This window comes from uncultured Albimonas sp. (assembly GCF_963977235.1).
Lineage (GTDB): Bacteria > Pseudomonadota > Alphaproteobacteria > Rhodobacterales > Rhodobacteraceae > Albimonas.
The window spans coordinates 37926-53159 of the sequence record NZ_CAXBOD010000018.1 but is presented as its reverse complement, the minus strand read 5'-3'; the positions used below and the strand labels follow the sequence as shown (position 1 = coordinate 53159).

The following is a 15234-nucleotide window of genomic DNA, read 5'->3' as shown; positions in this document are numbered from 1 at the left end:
GCGATGACCCCGCGGCTCACAGCCGGGTTCTGGGTTCACGCCTACCGGACGCGCCTCGAGATGGCGATGATCCCCTGCTACGTGACCCACCGCGGCGACGACACCGCCGGCGCCGTGTTGGTCAAGGTCGCCACCCTCGACGGAAACGCGACCGCCTATGAGCGTCGCACCACCCTCGAGGGCCGCGAATGGATGGTGCTGGCCGAAGGCCCCGAGCGCGACGTCGACGCCGCCGTCGCCCGCCAGCGCGGCTTCGACCCCGACCTGTGGGTGATCGAGCTCGAGGACGCCCGCGGCCGCACCCTGCTCGACGAGCCGGGCCTCGAATGACCCGGGCGCATCTCCTCCTGGCGCTGGCCCCGCTGGTCGCCCCCCTGTCCGCGGCCGCGGACTGCGTCGGCGAGACCCTCGTCTCCTGTCCCGTCGACGACCGCCGACGGCTCGAGGTCTGCCTCGATCCCGGCGCGCCCGCCTCCGAGCCCGCCTTCACCTACGCCTTCGGCCCGCCCGGCGCCCCCGAACTGACCCTGCGCGCGCCCCTGTCGGACGGCACGGTCACCCCCTGGAACGGCGTCGGCCGCAGCCTGTGGGAAAGCGTCGCCTTCAACAGCGGCGCCCATGTCTACGAAGTCTGGCACGCCTTTGACCGCCTGACGCCGGACGCCCCACTCGAGGCCGGCGTGAACGTCCTGCGCGGCGACGACCTGCTGGCCTCGCTGACCTGTCGCCCGGGCCCGGAGACGCAGATCGCCCCGATCTTCGCCCTGTCGGACGCGATGACCGACGCCGGCTGGCGCCGCGACCTCGACGCGGGCGTCTGGCGCCCGACCGACCAAGCCCCCGCCGACTGACCCGCCCCCCGCGCAGACGACAGCCCCGCACGAGACCTCGCCCCGCGCCGCCCGTGCATGAACCGCTCCGCGCCCGGTTTCCGCGCAACGGCGGCGCCGGGCGGCAGGGGGATCCCGGCGCAGCCGGGGGCGGGCGGGCCGACGGCGCCCGCAGGGCGCCGAGGTCCGATACGCCCCCGCGCGTCGATCCTTACGGCGAGACGGACGCCAGGTAGGCCGCCACATCCTCGCCGCCCTTGCGCAGCTTGAAGGTCATCGAGGACTTCGCCGACGGGTCGTCGAGATACGCCTGCAGGAACGCCCGCGGATCGACCACATACTCGGCGATCTCGGCCTCGGTCCAGGCCAGGCCCTTCTCGCCCGCCGCCGTCAGGTCCGCGCCATAGCGGAAGCCGTCCACGCTCCCCGCCTTGCGCCCGATCACGCCGTAAAGGTCAGGCCCCGTCCGGCCGCCCTTCTGGATCACCTCATCGCCGTTCGAGATCGCGTGGCAGGCCTTGCAGCGGGCGAACATCTTCTCCCCCGCCGCCGCGTCGCCGGCCAGCGCCGGCGCCGCGGCGCCCAGCCCGATGATCCCGAAAACCGTCCCGATGGCGGCCCACGTCGCGACCCGTTTCATGCCCTGCCTCCCTGGCTGTCTCGCGACGGCGCATCCTGCCCCGCCGCATCCGCCGCTTTCCGCGGTCGAACGCCCCGGTCGCGACCCTGCGCGCCGAGGCTTGAACTCTCCTGCCCACGCCCTCCGGCGCGCCAAGTGCCCCCGCCCTCCGGCGCGCCAAGGATCGCCGGCGCCCGGCGACCCCGCTCGCCCGGCCGTCAGGCCGCCGCGCGGGCCAGCGCGCACTGGCTCCACAGCGCATGCAGCGCCTGGGCGAGCTTCTCGATCTCGGTGTGCGTGTGCAGGGGCGAGGGCGTGAAGCGCAGCCGCTCGGTCCCCTTGGGCACCGTGGGATAGTTGATCGGCTGCACGTAGATGCCGTAGTCGTCCAGCAGGATGTCCGAGAGCATCTTGCACTTCACCGGGTCCTTCACCATCACCGGCACGATGTGCGAGGGATTGGGCATGTGCGGGATCCCCAGCTGGTCCAGCCGCGCCCGCAGCAGCGCCACGTTGCGCCGCTGGGCCAGCCGCTCGGCGTCGCTCGCCTTGAGATGCCGGATCGAGGCGCAGGCCCCCGCCGCCACCGCCGGCGGCAGCGCCGTGGTGAAGATGAAGCCCGAGGCGAAGCTGCGCACCCAGTCGCACATCGCGGCAGAGCCGGCGATGTAGCCGCCCATCACCCCGAACGCCTTGCCCAGCGTGCCCTCGATCAGGGTCACCCGGTCCATCAGCCCCTCGCGCTCGGCCACCCCGCCGCCGCGCGGGCCGTAGAGCCCGACCGCGTGCACCTCGTCGAGGTAGGTCATCGCGCCGTATTCCTCGGCGACGTCGCAGATCTCCCGGATCGGCGCGATGTCCCCGTCCATAGAATAGACGCTCTCGAAGGCCACCACCTTCGGCCGCCCCGGCTCGATCTCGGAGAGCTTGCGCGCCAGGTCCTCGACGTCGTTGTGCTTCCAGATCTTCCGCTCGGCGCGCGAGTGGCGCATCCCCTCGATCATCGAGGCGTGGTTGAGCGCGTCCGACACGATCACGCAGCCCGGCAGCCGCGCCCCCAGCGTGCCCAGGCTCGCCCAGTTCGAGACGTAGCCCGAGGTGAAGATCAGCGAGGCCTCCTTGCCGTGCAGGTCGGCGAGCTCGCGCTCCAGTTCGACATGATGCACGTTGGTGCCCGAGATGTTGCGGGTGCCGCCCGCGCCCGCGCCGCAGGTCTCGATCGCCTCGACCATGGCCGCGCGCACCGCCGGGTGCTGGCCCATGCCGAGATAGTCGTTCGAGCACCACACGGTCACGTCGTGGCGGTCGTCGTTGGCCGCCGCGCCCTCGCGCCGGCGCGTGGCGCGCGGGAACTCGCCCACGTGCCGTTCAAGGTTCGCAAAGACGCGATAGTTGCCTTCCGCGCGAAGGTCGTCCAGCTCGCCGCGGAAAAACGCCTCGTAGTCCATCCGCCGGTCCTCCGTTGCGCGAGAGGCCGCGGCGAGGCCGGCCCGCATGGCCCGGTCGCCCGACCCGATCCGCGCGCGTACGTCAGCGATCGTCATCGGGGCGCCACGTTTGCCATAGCCGGGGGCGCCGCGTCTTCCCCCAAAATGCGCGGCATTTGGATGCTGCGCCGCGCGGCCGTTCCCGCGCCCCGACCCGCCCTCCACCGGGCCCGGCCAGCGCGCCCAGGCGGCGCGCCCCGCCGGCGCCCGGTCGCGCCCCGCCCCGCCGCGCGGCCCGGGACTTCGCCTAACCTCTCGCCCTGCCGGGCGAATACCGCCTCGGCGCCGCTGGGTCGCCAATATCCCGCCGTCTTCGGACGCCACTCATGCAATTCGAGGATGCGTCCCGACCGCCTCTGTTCACCCCCGGACGCATCGAATATATTCATTGACGCTTGACCGCCGGGGTTTCCGGCGCGGGCAGAGACAGCGAGTGATCATGAAGAGCGCGCTCGACACCCGACCCGATCCCGGGGACGCCGCAGACCTGCATGGAATGGAAGCCCGCGCGGACGAGGCGACGGCCTTCCTCAAGGCGCTCGCCCACGAGGGCCGCCTGCGCATCCTCTGCGCCCTGGTCGAGGGGGAGAAGTCGGTCACCGAGCTCGAGCGGCTGTTGTCCGCGCGCCAGTCGGCCGTGTCGCAGCAGCTGGCGCGGCTGCGCCTTGAGGGTCTCGTGGACAACCGGCGCGAGGGGAAGATCATCTTCTACCGCATCGCCGACGATCGCGCCGGGCGCCTGCTGCAGGTCCTGCACGACATCTTCTGCGAGGACGACCGCGCCGAGGCCTGATCTCGCCGCCCGCCTCGCCCGAACGACCCGCGCTCGCCCGCCCGCCCCCCACCGGCGACGGGGCCGAGCGCGATCTGCCCGACCGCAGACCGCCTCGCGCAGTCTGACCGGCCCGAAGCCGCCGCGGCCCGCCGACCGCGGCGGCGTTTCCCATCCGGGGCCCCAGGGCGCCGGCCAGACGTCGCGTCGCCCGTCCCGCCCGACGACGCCCCGCACCGACCGCCCCCTCCGCCGCCTCGCCCGCGCGGCGCCGCCCGAGACGTACCGAGCCCATGTTCCGCCTAGGTCAGACCCTCGCCGCCGGCCCGTTCTTCGTGCTCGGCTTCACCGTGCTTGCCGTGTGGACCCTCGGGGCCACCAGCGAATACGCCGCCCCCGTCGCGCTGGCGATCCTGGCGTGGTTCCTGGTCAACGGGCTGACCACCGCGATGATGCGCATCGGCTTTGTCGGCCGGCTCCGCCGCAGCGTGGTGCGGGTGGCGGCGGTGGTGATCCTGTTCGCCGCCCTGCTGGCCGCCGTGCAGGGGGTGGTGCTGTCGGTCTCGGGGCTGACCGACGACCTGACGCTCTACGGCAACCCGCTGTTCCTGCGCTTCTGGTACTGGCTCAACGGCCAGGGCCTGAGCGATCACCTGACCCGCGAGGCGCTGTTCGAGCGCTTCGCCGGCGAGGGCGGGCTGACCGCGGTCCTCGACATGGCCCGCTCGGCCGTCTCGGACGCCTCGCTGATCTTCCTCTACACGCTGTTCCTGCTGACCGACGACCGCTACTTCCAGGCCAAGCTGCGCAACCTCGTCCAGGACGGCACCAACCTCGCCCGGCTGCGCGCGATCATGGACGAGATCGGTCACGAGACCGGCCGCTATCTGTGGCTGATGACGCTGGTCAGCGCCGGCGTGGGGGTGACCACCTCGGCCACCTGCTGGGCGCTGGGGATCGAGGGGGCGGCGCTGTGGGGCTTCACCGCCTTCGCGCTGAACTACATCCCCACCATCGGCTCGCTGCTGGGGGTGGCGGTGCCCACCGCCTTCGCGATGCTGATCACCGGCGATCCCGGCACGGTCCTGCTGATGGCCGCGTGCCTGGGCGTGATCCAGTTCCTCGCCGGCAACGTGGTGGTGCCGCGGCTGATGGGCGACCAGCTCAACCTCTCGACCTTCGTGATCCTCTTGTCGCTGGTCGCGTGGGGGGCGCTCTGGGGGGCCACGGGGATGTTCCTCGCGGTGCCGATCATGGTGGTCATGGTGATGATCTTCGCCAAGTTCGAGACCACCCGCCCGATCGCCATCCTGCTCTCCAAGACCGGCGAGGTTCCCCGGCCCGAGTGGCTCGCCCCCGACCGCGAGCTGCACGTCGACCCGGTCTCGGGCGAGGTGGTGCGGCGCGAGGTGGTGTTGCCCGCCTCGGGCGCCGACACCCGGAACTTCCACACCGGCGAGCCGAGCCACGGCGCGCCGCCCCCCTCGCAGAAGCCGAACGGCGAGAAGGACCAGGGGCGCGGCGGCTACGACGACGACGCCCACGCCTCCCGCCGCACGGGCTGAGGGCGCGGGCGGCGCAGGGGGCAGGGCGTCTGTCTGCCCCGCCCCCTCTGCTCAGCGGAACGTCGGGCCGTGCGCCCACAGCGTCAGCGACCAGCGTCGCCCGCGGGTGACCGGCGCCACCCGGTGCAGGGCGAAGGCCGGGAAGGCCACCGCCGCGCCCTGCGCCCGGTCGGCGACGCGGGGCCGGCCGTCGCCGTTGAGCTCGAGCTCTCCCCCCTCGTAATCGTCCGGCGCCGAGAGCTGCACCACCACGGTCAGCTTGCGCCGGCGCGCCAGCGGCCCCTCGCCCACGTCCGAGTGCCAGTCGAACCCGCCCTGCTCCGACCCGTCGTAGAGCGCCACCTGGGCGCGCTCCTCGAAGGACTCGACGGCGAAGTCGAAGGCGGCGCGGTTGGCCTCGGCAAAGGCGCGCGCGAGGCGGGAGGAAATCCAGTCGGTCTCGGGCAGATCCTCGATCCAGGCGATCCGCGCGCGGCGGATCTCGGACTGGCGGCGCCCCCCGACCAGGCGCGCCTCGGCGAGCGAGGCGTCATCGGCGAGGGCCACCACCTGGGCGCAGTCCTCGGGCGAGAACAGCGCGGGCAGCGCATGGGGCGTGAGCATGGGACTGGAACCGGACATGCGCCGGGAAGCGGCGCGCCCGGGCCGGTCTAGCGCAAGGGCGCCGGGGGTCTCGCCCGTTGGCGACGCGGAAGAGGTCGCGTTTCGCGCATCGCGCGGAGACGCGCTTCACTGGAAGCGCGCGGCGGCGCGCGTCACTGGAAGCGCGCGGAGGCGCGCGTCACTGGGAGCGCGTGGGGACGCGCGTCACGGATCACACGGGGGACGCGCGTTGCCTGGGGTTGCGCGCGGGGGTGTCGCAGGCCTCGCGCATCGGCCGGGCGTCGCGCGCGGGTTCGGCCAGACCCTGCGGTCAGGGCCCCGCCAGCGCCAGCGCGGCGACCACGTCGCCATCCGGACGGCAGGCGATCCCGAGGCCTGCGCGCGAGAGGTCCTCGGCCGCCAGGTTGCGCCGGTGCGCGGGGCTGCCCTCCCACAGCGCCAGCAGCGCCCGCGGATCGGCGAGGGGACCGGCCGCGAGGTTCTCGGCCGCCCGCCGCCAGGGCACGCCCGCCGCGCTCAACCGGTCGCCCACGCCGGCGCCGTCGGGGGCGCGATGGGCGAGGCGCCCCTCGGCCGCCAGCCGCTCGGCCCAGCGCTGGGCGGCGGTCTCGACGCCCGCATCGGGGCGCAGCCGCGCCAGGCCCCGCGCCGCGCGCCAGTCCCCCAGCGCCTGCGCGAACGCGTGGCGGTAGGCGGCGCGCGCGGGCCCCGCGTCCGGACAGCCGGCCACGGACGGTTCCGGGGGGGGAGCGGTCTCGGCAGGCGCAACGGGCGCGATTGGGGCGACTGGCGCGACGGGGGCGGAGGCCGTGGGCGGCGAGGTCGGTTGCGCCCCGCGCGGCGGCGGTGCGACCGCGCAGGCGGCCAGCGCCATCGCCGCCGCGGCCATCGCCGCCCGCCTCATCCCAGGCCCCGCACGATCAGCGCCGCGCCCGCAAGGCTCAGCACCGCCAGCACCCCGGCGCGGAAGGTCTTTTCCGGCAGCCGCCGCCGCAGCGCCGCGCCCGAGCGCACGCCCGCCACCGACAGCACGATCCCGCACAGCGAGATCGTCGCCGTCTCGACCGTCATGATCCCCAGCCGGGTCAGCGCCGCCCCCATCGCCAGCGTCGAGAGGGTGAACGAGAGATTGAGCGTGTGCAGGAACGTGCCGCGCGGCATCTCCAGCGACATCAGGAAGGGGGTGATCGGCAGCACCTGGCTCCCGGTCAGCCCGTTGATCACCCCGGTGACCAGCCCGACGCCGGGGGCGAGCGGCCGCTCGAGCTCCGGGCGCAGGCGCCAGTGGGGGGTGGCATAGGCGAAGGCGCACCAGGCGACCAGCGCGCAGCCCAGCGCCGCGCCGGCCATGTCGCCGTCGACCCGCCCCAGCAGCGCGGCGCCGGCCAGCACGCCCACCGGCGCCACGACCAGCATCGGCCAGAAGCGCCGGATCGCGGGCGCCATCGGCCCCGCCCCCAGCATCACCGTGACGTTGGAGGCGAGCGAGGGCGCCAGCACCAGCGGCAGGCTCGCCTTCAGCCCCAGCGACAGCGCCAGGATCGGCAGACAGGAGGTCGAGTACCCCAGCCCCGTGGCGCCCTTGACGAAGCCCGCGAACAGCATCGCGAAGACGATCACCGCCAGTTCGCCGCCGGTGTAGGAAAGCGTCATGCGGCCCCCTCGGCCCCTCGTCGCGCCAGGCCGCGCCGCGCGGCGAGGCCTCGGCCCTCATGCGCCGCGCCCGCCGCATTGTCCAGACCATCCCCGGCGGAGGCGTCCATCGCGGCAAGCCGGCGCCGCCTCCGCCGCCCCGGGCCCACGCGGTCGCTCAAGCGCGCTGCGCCGAGCGCCCCTCCGTCGCCCCCAGCGCCCGCTCGCGACATCAGTCCGTGCAGCCAGACGGCAGGCTCCATGCGCGCCCCGGGCCTGACCCGGGGCCTCGCGCGGCCGGCCCCCAGCGCACACCTGCTCCGGCAGCGCCCTGCCCCCGCCGCCCGCGCGACGCCCCTGGCGCCGCGGGGCGATCCTCTCTCCGGCAGAGGTCCGAGCCGCCCGTTGCAACGCGCGCCCTCGACATCCGCCCCGGGCGCCCCCGTGCGAGGCCGGGCGCCAAGCCGCCCTTTCTCCGCCCCGTGGCGGAGAAACCCGGCCGCCTGCGGCCGGGCGCGGGCCCTGGCCCGCGCGGGCGGCGCCCCTGCCCCCGGAGCGACGGCTCAGGCCGCCACGCGCACCAGGTGGTTGTCCCAGGCGAGGCCAGGCGTCTCGCGCCGGCGAACCTCCGCCCCATCGGAACCGATCCAGCGCAGCCAGCCCATGCCGTCCGACAGCAACAGCCCAGGCCCCGCCGGCGCGGCGCCGCAGACGTCGGGCTGCTCGATCTGCGCCGCGAAAGCCCCGCTGGCCACGTCGAACAGGTGCGCCACCCCGCCCCGCGGCGAGGTCACGACCGCCAGCCCGCCGTCGCCCGAAAAAGCGACCGAGCCGCCATACCCCTTCAGCCGCGCCTGCGCGTCCCCCGGCGCGCTCAGCGGCCGCAACGCCTCGCCCCGGCGGTGCAGGGCCAGCACGGCGGGGGCGCGGGCCGCCTCGCCCTCCCACTGCATCGCCGCCGCGATCGTGCCGTCGGCGCGCATCGCGATATGGCGCAGCGAGGCCTGGCGCGCCTCGGGCGCGACGGCTTCCAGCACCCGGCCGGCGTCAGGATCGAGATAGACGAGGTTCGGCCGCATCGAGCCGAGGTTCAGCTTCTGCCGCTCCATCGCCGGATCGGTGAAGATGCCGCCGTTGGCCACCGCCAGCACGCCATCGGCCATCTCGATCACGTCGTGCGGTCCCAGCCCCCCCGAGGGAACCTCGCCCAGCCGCCGCCAGTCCGCGGCGTCCCAGACCCCCAGGATGCCGCGCCCGCGCCCGTAGTCGTTCTCGGGCGTGTAGAGCCGCGCGCCGTCGGCCGAGATGCAGCCGTGGCCCATGAAATGCACGCCCTGGGGCGTCTCCAGCCGGGCGACCTCGCGGCCCTCGAGGCAGTCGACCACGAGGCCAAAGGTCCCTGGCCGCCGCGCGAAGGCCACCGCCAGCGGGCGCGAGGGGTGGACCGCCGCCGCATGACCCCGGTCGGGCAAGGGCAGGCGGAAGCGCTCCCCCCCGTCCGCGGCCAGCCCCACCAGCACGAACCCGCCCGAGGGCGTGCGCGCCGCGCCCAGGTGCGCCGGCGCGCCCGCCGCGCCCCAGCCCGAGCCCGAACCCAGGCTCTCAGGGGCGGCAGCTTCCCGGAAGTTCCCGTCCATCCCCGCCTCCCTCAGTCGCCGTCCAGCGCGTTGAACCCCGGCGAGATGCCCACCGCGGGCGCGGCCAGATGCTCGAACCGCTCGCGCGCCGTGGCCACCGAGGACTGCACCGCCTCGATGGCGAAGCGGCGGCCCGGGTCCTCGACCGCCTGGTCGAGCGGCGCGGGCGCGCGGCGGGTCATCTGCAGCGCCCGCTCCCAGCCCGAGCGCTGGTCCTTGAGCGCCTTGGCCTCCAGCGCCGGGGCGAAGCACTCGGCCAGCTGGCTCAGCGCCTGCAACGACAGTTCGACGTTGCGCAGGCTGCGGGCGGAGCGCCAGGCCTCGGCCTTGCGCGGCCAGGACCGCTCCCAGGTGCCCAGCGGCTCGCCCAGGCGCTTCTCCAGCGTCATCCGCGCGCCGCCCATCAGGGCGGTGTAGAAGGCGCGCGGCGGCTCCTCGACGCTGCGGTAGATGGCGCCTTCGCCGCGGGCGGCCCGGCGCATGTCGGGGGCGTGGCTGTCGCGCCAGTCGACCTGCAGCGCCTGCGCGGTGCGCGCCAGGTCCCCCGCGATCGCGGCCAGCAGACGGCAGGGGTAGCCTTTGGTCACGTCCGGCGCGCCCGCCTCGAAGATCAGCCGCTCGATCGCCATCAGGCCGCGGGCGGCGACCGAGACCTCGCGGAAGCCCTCCGGGTCGTCGACCACCGGGTCCTCGTCGGCCAGCAGCCCCTCGACCGCGCGGCGCACGAAGCCGCGGGGGTCGGGCCAGAACTCGATCGCCAGCGCCCGGCCCTCGGCCTCGGCCGGGCCGAAGCGCAGGTGGCTGATCCCCATCCAGTCGTCGAAGGCGCGGTGATAGGCGGCCCGCAGCACCGAGGGCCTGGCGCAGCCCTCGGCCGCCTCGGCGAGCGCGGCGGTCGCGATCGCGAAGCGCTTGTGCCCGGGCAGCACTTGCTTTTCGAGCGCCAGCTCGGTGATCTTGGCCAGCACCTCGGTCGAGGTCGCGGCCGAGGTGCGGCGCGAGCCCACGAAGGGCGAGGCGACCATCGCCGCCCCCAGCGCCATGAACCCGCGCCGGGCGGGGCCGCGCGGGGGGCGGGGCGCGCGGGGGGCGAGGTCGTCGCGGTCGTCGGACATCACAGGGACTCCAGGAAGCGCAGCAGGGCGGCGCGGTCGGCGGGCGGCATCGCGACCACGCGGTCGCGGGCGGGCTGCGCCTCGCCCCCATGCCACAGGATCGCCTCGAGCAGGGAGCGCGCGCGGCCGTCGTGCAGGAACTCGGTATGGCCGCTGACCGTCTGCGTCAGGCCGACGCCCCACAGCGGCGGGGTGCGCCATTCGCGCCCCGTGGCGCGGGCCTCGGGGCGGCGGTCGGCCAGGCCCTCGCCCATGTCGTGCAGCAGCAGGTCGGTGTAGGGCCAGATCAGCTGGAAGGACTGCTCGGGACGGTCCGAGAGGCGCTGGGTGACGAAGCGGGGGCGATGGCAGGCGGCGCAGCCGGCCGCGTGGAACGCGCGCTTGCCGGCCAGCACCTGCGGCGCGTCCCAGTCGCGCCGCGCGGGAACCGCGAGGTTGCGGGCGTAGAAGGTCACCAGACGCAAGGCCTCGGCGTCCGCCTCCAGGCCCCCGCGCTCGGGGTCGTCGCCGTGGGGGGCCTCTCGGCATTCGGTCTGGGCCGCCGTGCACTCGCCCCAGGGGTCGGGGTGCAGCGGGGTCGAGATGCCGATGTCGCCCGAAAAGGCGGCGGCCGACTGCTCCTCGACCGTGGCCTTGCCCGCCTTCAGGCCGAAGCGGCCGAGCAGCGGGCGCCGGTGGCGGGCCGACCAGACCACGTTGGCCCGCCCCGAGATGCCGTCGCCGTCGGCGTCCTGCGGATCGGCGTTGGCGAGGATATCCTCGACCGCGATCGCCTCCAGCAGCCCCAGGCCGATCATCTGGGGCGCGATGCGGGGCGAGAGCATCGCGCCCTCGGCGAGCGGTCCGTGACCCAGATCCTCGGCGCGCCAGTCCGGGCGGCGCAGCTCGGCGGTCTCGCCGCCCGAAAGCGCCACGGTCTCGGCCCGCCAGGTCACGCCCAGGCGGTACTCGGGCGTCATGCCGGGCAGCGCGAAGTCCTGCAGCTGCTCGCCATAGACCGGGTCGGGGAGGGTCGCGAGGTAGCCCTCGACCGCGCGCAGCCCCTCGGGCAGGTCGGCGGGCCCGGCGGGGACCGAGACGCGCAGGAAGATCGTGTTCGCCACGCCCGCCCCCGCCCCCGGCGCCGGCACGTGGCCGCGCCCGTCCTTGAGGTGGCAGCGCTGGCAGGAGCGGGCGTTGTAATAGGGCCCCAGCCCGTCCGAGGCCCGCGTGGACGAGGGCGCCGACACCCACAGCTTGCGGAACAGCCCGTTGCCGAGCTTGAAGTCCAGCTCCCGCTCGAACGGCATGTTGGCCGAGGATTGCGAAAAGGCGTCCCGGTTGACCTGCTTGCGCGAGGTGGCGCCGCCGCCGGGCATCGCCTCGAACGGCTCTGGCGCGGAGAAATCCGCGGGCGGGGCCAGCACGGCCTCGATCCGCTCGCGTTCTTCCCTGGTGCGGGGGATCACGGGCAGCGCGGGATCCTGCAGGGCCGCGGCCGGCAGCCCCCCGGCCGAGAGCGCGGGCCCAGCGGCGGCGGGGGCGACCCAGAGGATCATGGCGGCGAGGCCCGCTGCGCAGAGAGCCGCCGCCAGCGCGCCAGGGGCCGGGCGCCGGTGCGGGGTGGGACGGGGCAGCGGGCGGGAACGGGCGGCGAGGACCATGACGACTCGGCTCCGGATTCAGCCTGAGCGGTATGGTCGGAAGTTCCGGCGCCCCGCAAGGCGTCGGCCGGTCACAGCCGCGCGCGCGCCGGCCGAAACCGGGCAAGGGCCCGACGACGCGGGGCCGAGGCGGCAGCCGGCCCGAGGCCCGAGGCCATGGGCGAAACGAGGCGATGGCGAGTCCCAGACCCGGGGCCCAGACACAAGACCCGGGGCCCGGGGGCCAGACCGGTCAGGCGGCACGGAGCCGAGGCGACAGAGGACCGAGGCGACGCGGCGCCCATGCGACACAGGGGCAAGGCCGCGCCCGAGGCAGGCGACGCGCGGCGCCGGGCGCGCTAGGGTGCCGGCGTTCGCCCCTGCCGCCCCGATCCGGGGCGCGCGCCCCGTCCCGACGCCCCCTCTTCGCGAGACGATGCCGACGCCCCCTGCCCCTCCCCCCGCCGCCGCCCTCCGCGCCACTCCGCTTGCAGATGACCGCCTCGCGGCAGGCCGGCCCTCGGCGGGGCGCCCGGCAGTCGCCAAGTCGCCGGTCGACCGCCCCCTCGACGCCTCGACGCCCGCGCCGCGCCGGGGCCTTCGTCGGCGGCTGCGGGCGGCGGCGGCGTGCGGGGCGCTCGCCCTCGCGCTGGGCGCGCCGGACACCCCGGCGCGCGCCGACGAAGTCGCCGACGGTCTGCCGCGCACCGCCGTGCGGGTGGGCGAGGGCGGGGTGCTGCGCCTCTACGGTCATGTGAACCGGGGCTTCCTGGTCTATGACGACGGCGGCGCGCACAAGCTGTTCCCGCTGATCGACAACGGCAACTCCCAGTCGCGCGTCGGCCTGCACTACCTGCGCGCGGGCGAGACCACCTTCGAGGGGCGCGCCGAGATCGGCTACGCGCCCTACGCCTCCGACCGCGCCAGCTTCGCCGCCGACCGCCCCGCGCGCGACGACTTCGACCTGACCAAGAACAACATCCGCAAGCTCGAGGTCTCGGCCGCCCGGCCCGCGCTCGGCCAGCTCAGCCTCGGCCAGGGGTCGATGGCCACCGACGGGATCACCGAGATCGACTTCTCCGAGACCTCGGTGGTGGCCTATTCCTCGGTCGGCGCCTCGGCGGGCGGGCAGCTGTTCCGCGAGGACGGCAACGGGGGGGCGCTCACCGACATCCGCGTCGGCGACGCCTTCGCGAGCTTCGACGGCTCGCGCCGGGCGCGGCTGCGCTACGACACGCCCACGATCGCGGGGGCGTTCACGGCCTCGGTCTCCTACGGACACAACCTGCTCAGCGACGAGGCCTCGGTGCGCAAGGCCGAACTGGTCGACGTGGCCCTGCGCTTCGAGCGCAGGCAGGGCGGCTACTGGCTGGCGGCCGGCGGGGGCTGGTCGCGGCTGGGCGATGGCTCGCAGGTGGCGGCGGGGTCGGGCTCGGTCCTGCATGTCGCCTCGGGGCTGAACCTGACGCTGGCCGCGGGGGCGGCCGACGACACCAGCTCGCGCGTGCTCTACGGCAAGCTGGGACTGCGGCGGAACCTGGTCAGCTGGGGCGAGACGGCGGTTTCGGTCGACCTCTACACGGCGCGCGATCCCTACCTGGACGCGAGCGCGGGCATCGCCTCCTCGGCCAGCCGCTCGGTCGGGCTGGCCGCGGTGCAGAAGATCGACGCGGCGCGGGTCGAGGTCTGGGGCACGGTGCGGGTCTTCCGCTACTCCGACAATTCCGCCAGCTACGAGGACGGCCGCGCGGTCTTCGCCGGAGCGCGCTGGCGGTTCTGAAGGCCGGCGCGGGCCGGGACGAGACAGGCCGCCCCGCCGAAGCGGGACGGCCTGATCGGGTCGCCGCGGCCGGCGCCGCGCCGCGTCTTACTGGAAGACGGCGGTGGGGTCGTCGAGGCTGTCGGAGCCCTCGAACGCGATCGGCTGCAGGTGCAGCGCCGCGACCGCCCGCTCGATGGCGCGGGTCTGCTCGACAAGCGCGTCGACCGCGCCGCCGATCAGCGCCTCGCCGGGCTGCGAGCCGCGGGCCAGCATCTGGTCGTAGGAGAACCCGCCCTCGGCCGCGATCTTGATCTCGCCCAGCGCCTGGATCGAGCGGTCGAGCGCCTCGCGCAGCGCCGCGTCGGTCTTCGGGTCCGTCTCGGCCACCAGCTCGGACACCGAGGGGCCCGTCACCACCGAGCCGTCCACCCGCACATAGCGCCCGGTGTAGACGTTGCGCACGCCGATGCCGTCGTAGAAATGCGAGTTGTGGGTGTTGTCCGAGAAGCAGTCGTGCTCCTCCTCGGGATCGTTGAGCATCAGGCCCAGCTTCATCCGCTCGCCGGCCTGCTCGCCGTAGGAGAGGCTGCCCATGCCTGTCAGGATCGCCACCACGCCGGCGTCGGGATCGGCCATCAGCGCCTGGCGCGCCTCGCCCTCGGCCTCCCAGGCGGCGACGATCTCCTCGAGGTCCGAGATCAGCAGCGCGACGGCGGCGGTCAGGTATTCGCCGCGGCGGTCGCAGTGGCCGCCGGTGCAGGCCTCGCCCGTCGCGTAGTCGGTCCACGGGCGGGCGCCGGCGCCATGCTCGGTCCCGTTGAGGTCCTGGCCCCACAGCAGGAACTCGATCGCGTGGTAGCCGGTGGCGACGTTGGCCTCGATGCCCTCGGCCTCGTGCAGGGTGTCCGACAGCAGCTCGGGCGTGATCATCGTGGCGTCGACGGTGCGGCCGCCCAGCTCGAAGCTGGTCGAGGCGATGACGTTGATCCCGGCGTAGGGATTCTCGTCCGTGGCGCCCGAGCCCTCGACATAGTCGATCAGCCCCTCGTCCAGCGGCCAGGCGTTCACCCGCCCCTCCCAGTCGTCGACGACCGGATTGCCGAAGCGGAACGCCTCGGTCTGCTGGTAGGGCACGCGGGCCTGCAGCCAGGCGGCCTGCGCCGCGGCGAGCGCCTGGGGCGAGGCTTCCGAGGTCAGCGCCTCGATCGCCTGCTGCAGGCGTTTCGCGGTCGTCAGGCTGTCCTCGTAGCCGGCTCTGGCGATATCGGCGTAGGTGGCGAGCACCTCCGTCTTCTCGACCGCGAGCGCGGGGACGGCGGCGAGCAGCGTCAGCGGCGCTGCGGCGAACGCCAGGCGGACGGCGCGGGGGAGAGCGGACATCTGGGATCTCCTTGGGGGCGTCGGTCGGGATCGTGTCTCCCTGCTGGTTAGCTGAGTGAAACGCTCGGGAAAAGGGCCGCGTCGGATCCCCGACCGGAAAACTCGGTCTTGGCGCCGACGCCGCTCGTGCACGACGGCCGGGTTGCAGGGCCATTGTCCAGCGGTGCGCAAGAAAATTGCCGGTCGGGGCCAGCGCCGTGGCGTCGTCCG

At 74.7% G+C, this 15234-nt stretch carries 14 protein-coding genes; 5 read left to right on the top strand and 9 right to left on the bottom strand.

What is annotated here, in order from left to right; all coding sequences use genetic code 11:
* Nucleotides 1–3 precede the first annotated feature (3 nt).
* Both AAC134_RS11075 and AAC134_RS11070 read left to right on the top strand, forming a co-directional pair.
* Nucleotides 4–330: a DUF1491 family protein gene (locus AAC134_RS11075; RefSeq protein ID WP_339949151.1), complete on the top strand. Its 327-nt coding sequence runs from the start codon at nucleotides 4–6 to the stop codon at nucleotides 328–330.
* Nucleotides 327–851, top strand: a complete 525-nt coding sequence (locus AAC134_RS11070; protein ID WP_339949150.1) for a hypothetical protein — start codon at nucleotides 327–329, stop codon at nucleotides 849–851. The genes AAC134_RS11075 and AAC134_RS11070 overlap by 4 nt, the downstream gene beginning before the upstream one ends.
* A gap of 190 nt (nucleotides 852–1041) precedes the next feature.
* On the opposite strand, the gene AAC134_RS11065 is transcribed toward AAC134_RS11070, so the two are convergent.
* Nucleotides 1042–1470 carry a cytochrome C gene (locus AAC134_RS11065; RefSeq protein WP_339949149.1) on the bottom strand — a complete coding sequence of 143 codons (429 nt, stop codon included), beginning with the start codon at nucleotides 1468–1470 and terminating at the stop codon, nucleotides 1042–1044.
* A gap of 197 nt (nucleotides 1471–1667) precedes the next feature.
* Nucleotides 1668–2897 (bottom strand): 5-aminolevulinate synthase, encoded by a 1230-nt coding sequence (gene hemA, locus AAC134_RS11060; RefSeq protein ID WP_339949148.1) that lies wholly within the window; start codon nucleotides 2895–2897, stop codon nucleotides 1668–1670.
* Nucleotides 2898–3432: 535 nt separating this feature from the next.
* Between hemA and AAC134_RS11055 the strand changes: the two genes are divergently transcribed.
* Both AAC134_RS11055 and AAC134_RS11050 read left to right on the top strand, forming a co-directional pair.
* Nucleotides 3433–3729, top strand: a complete 297-nt coding sequence (locus AAC134_RS11055) for a metalloregulator ArsR/SmtB family transcription factor (RefSeq protein ID WP_339949168.1) — start codon at nucleotides 3433–3435, stop codon at nucleotides 3727–3729.
* 272 nt (nucleotides 3730–4001) lie between these two features.
* The gene (locus AAC134_RS11050; protein ID WP_339949147.1) at nucleotides 4002–5273 is read left to right on the top strand and encodes an AI-2E family transporter; all 1272 of its coding nucleotides are present in this window, start codon (nucleotides 4002–4004) and stop codon (nucleotides 5271–5273) included.
* Nucleotides 5274–5324: 51 nt separating this feature from the next.
* Here the strand turns inward: AAC134_RS11050 and AAC134_RS11045 are convergent, their stop codons facing one another.
* The 6 genes from AAC134_RS11045 to AAC134_RS11020 all read right to left on the bottom strand — a co-directional run bounded on the left by AAC134_RS11045 (nucleotide 5325) and on the right by AAC134_RS11020 (nucleotide 11798).
* A complete protein-coding gene (locus AAC134_RS11045; protein WP_339949146.1) occupies nucleotides 5325–5876 on the bottom strand; it encodes a 2OG-Fe(II) oxygenase in 552 nt (183 codons plus the stop codon).
* A gap of 310 nt (nucleotides 5877–6186) precedes the next feature.
* Nucleotides 6187–6606: a CAP domain-containing protein gene (locus AAC134_RS11040; protein ID WP_339949145.1), complete on the bottom strand. Its 420-nt coding sequence runs from the start codon at nucleotides 6604–6606 to the stop codon at nucleotides 6187–6189.
* Between the two features lie 170 nt (nucleotides 6607–6776).
* Nucleotides 6777–7529, bottom strand: coding sequence for a sulfite exporter TauE/SafE family protein (locus AAC134_RS11035; protein WP_339949144.1), 753 nt, complete (start codon nucleotides 7527–7529; stop codon nucleotides 6777–6779).
* Between the two features lie 542 nt (nucleotides 7530–8071).
* A complete protein-coding gene (locus tag AAC134_RS11030) occupies nucleotides 8072–9145 on the bottom strand; it encodes a DUF1513 domain-containing protein (RefSeq protein ID WP_339949143.1) in 1074 nt (357 codons plus the stop codon).
* Between the two features lie 11 nt (nucleotides 9146–9156).
* Nucleotides 9157–10260, bottom strand: a complete 1104-nt coding sequence (locus tag AAC134_RS11025) for an imelysin family protein (RefSeq protein WP_339949142.1) — start codon at nucleotides 10258–10260, stop codon at nucleotides 9157–9159.
* Complete coding sequence (locus AAC134_RS11020; protein WP_339949141.1) at nucleotides 10260–11798, bottom strand: di-heme oxidoredictase family protein; 1539 nt, start codon at nucleotides 11796–11798, stop codon at nucleotides 10260–10262. Before AAC134_RS11020 ends, AAC134_RS11025 begins: the two co-directional genes overlap by 1 nt.
* 520 nt (nucleotides 11799–12318) lie before the next feature.
* Between AAC134_RS11020 and AAC134_RS11015 the strand changes: the two genes are divergently transcribed.
* Nucleotides 12319–13662 (top strand): hypothetical protein, encoded by a 1344-nt coding sequence (locus tag AAC134_RS11015; protein WP_339949140.1) that lies wholly within the window; start codon nucleotides 12319–12321, stop codon nucleotides 13660–13662.
* Between the two features lie 87 nt (nucleotides 13663–13749).
* Here the strand turns inward: AAC134_RS11015 and AAC134_RS11010 are convergent, their stop codons facing one another.
* A complete protein-coding gene (locus tag AAC134_RS11010; RefSeq protein ID WP_339949139.1) occupies nucleotides 13750–15024 on the bottom strand; it encodes an imelysin family protein in 1275 nt (424 codons plus the stop codon).
* Nucleotides 15025–15234: the final 210 nt, after the last annotated feature.

Coding starts and splice junctions, on each gene's coding strand:
- AAC134_RS11075 (WP_339949151.1), top strand. CDS start 4: ATGACCCCGCGGCTCACAGCCGGGTTCTGGGTTCACGCCTACCGGACG.
- AAC134_RS11070 (WP_339949150.1), top strand. CDS start 327: ATGACCCGGGCGCATCTCCTCCTGGCGCTGGCCCCGCTGGTCGCCCCC.
- AAC134_RS11065 (WP_339949149.1), bottom strand. CDS start 1,470: ATGAAACGGGTCGCGACGTGGGCCGCCATCGGGACGGTTTTCGGGATC.
- hemA (WP_339949148.1), bottom strand. CDS start 2,897: ATGGACTACGAGGCGTTTTTCCGCGGCGAGCTGGACGACCTTCGCGCG.
- AAC134_RS11055 (WP_339949168.1), top strand. CDS start 3,433: ATGGAAGCCCGCGCGGACGAGGCGACGGCCTTCCTCAAGGCGCTCGCC.
- AAC134_RS11050 (WP_339949147.1), top strand. CDS start 4,002: ATGTTCCGCCTAGGTCAGACCCTCGCCGCCGGCCCGTTCTTCGTGCTC.
- AAC134_RS11045 (WP_339949146.1), bottom strand. CDS start 5,876: ATGCTCACGCCCCATGCGCTGCCCGCGCTGTTCTCGCCCGAGGACTGC.
- AAC134_RS11035 (WP_339949144.1), bottom strand. CDS start 7,529: ATGACGCTTTCCTACACCGGCGGCGAACTGGCGGTGATCGTCTTCGCG.
- AAC134_RS11030 (WP_339949143.1), bottom strand. CDS start 9,145: ATGGACGGGAACTTCCGGGAAGCTGCCGCCCCTGAGAGCCTGGGTTCG.
- AAC134_RS11025 (WP_339949142.1), bottom strand. CDS start 10,260: ATGTCCGACGACCGCGACGACCTCGCCCCCCGCGCGCCCCGCCCCCCG.
- AAC134_RS11020 (WP_339949141.1), bottom strand. CDS start 11,798: ATGATCCTCTGGGTCGCCCCCGCCGCCGCTGGGCCCGCGCTCTCGGCC.
- AAC134_RS11015 (WP_339949140.1), top strand. CDS start 12,319: ATGCCGACGCCCCCTGCCCCTCCCCCCGCCGCCGCCCTCCGCGCCACT.
- AAC134_RS11010 (WP_339949139.1), bottom strand. CDS start 15,024: ATGTCCGCTCTCCCCCGCGCCGTCCGCCTGGCGTTCGCCGCAGCGCCG.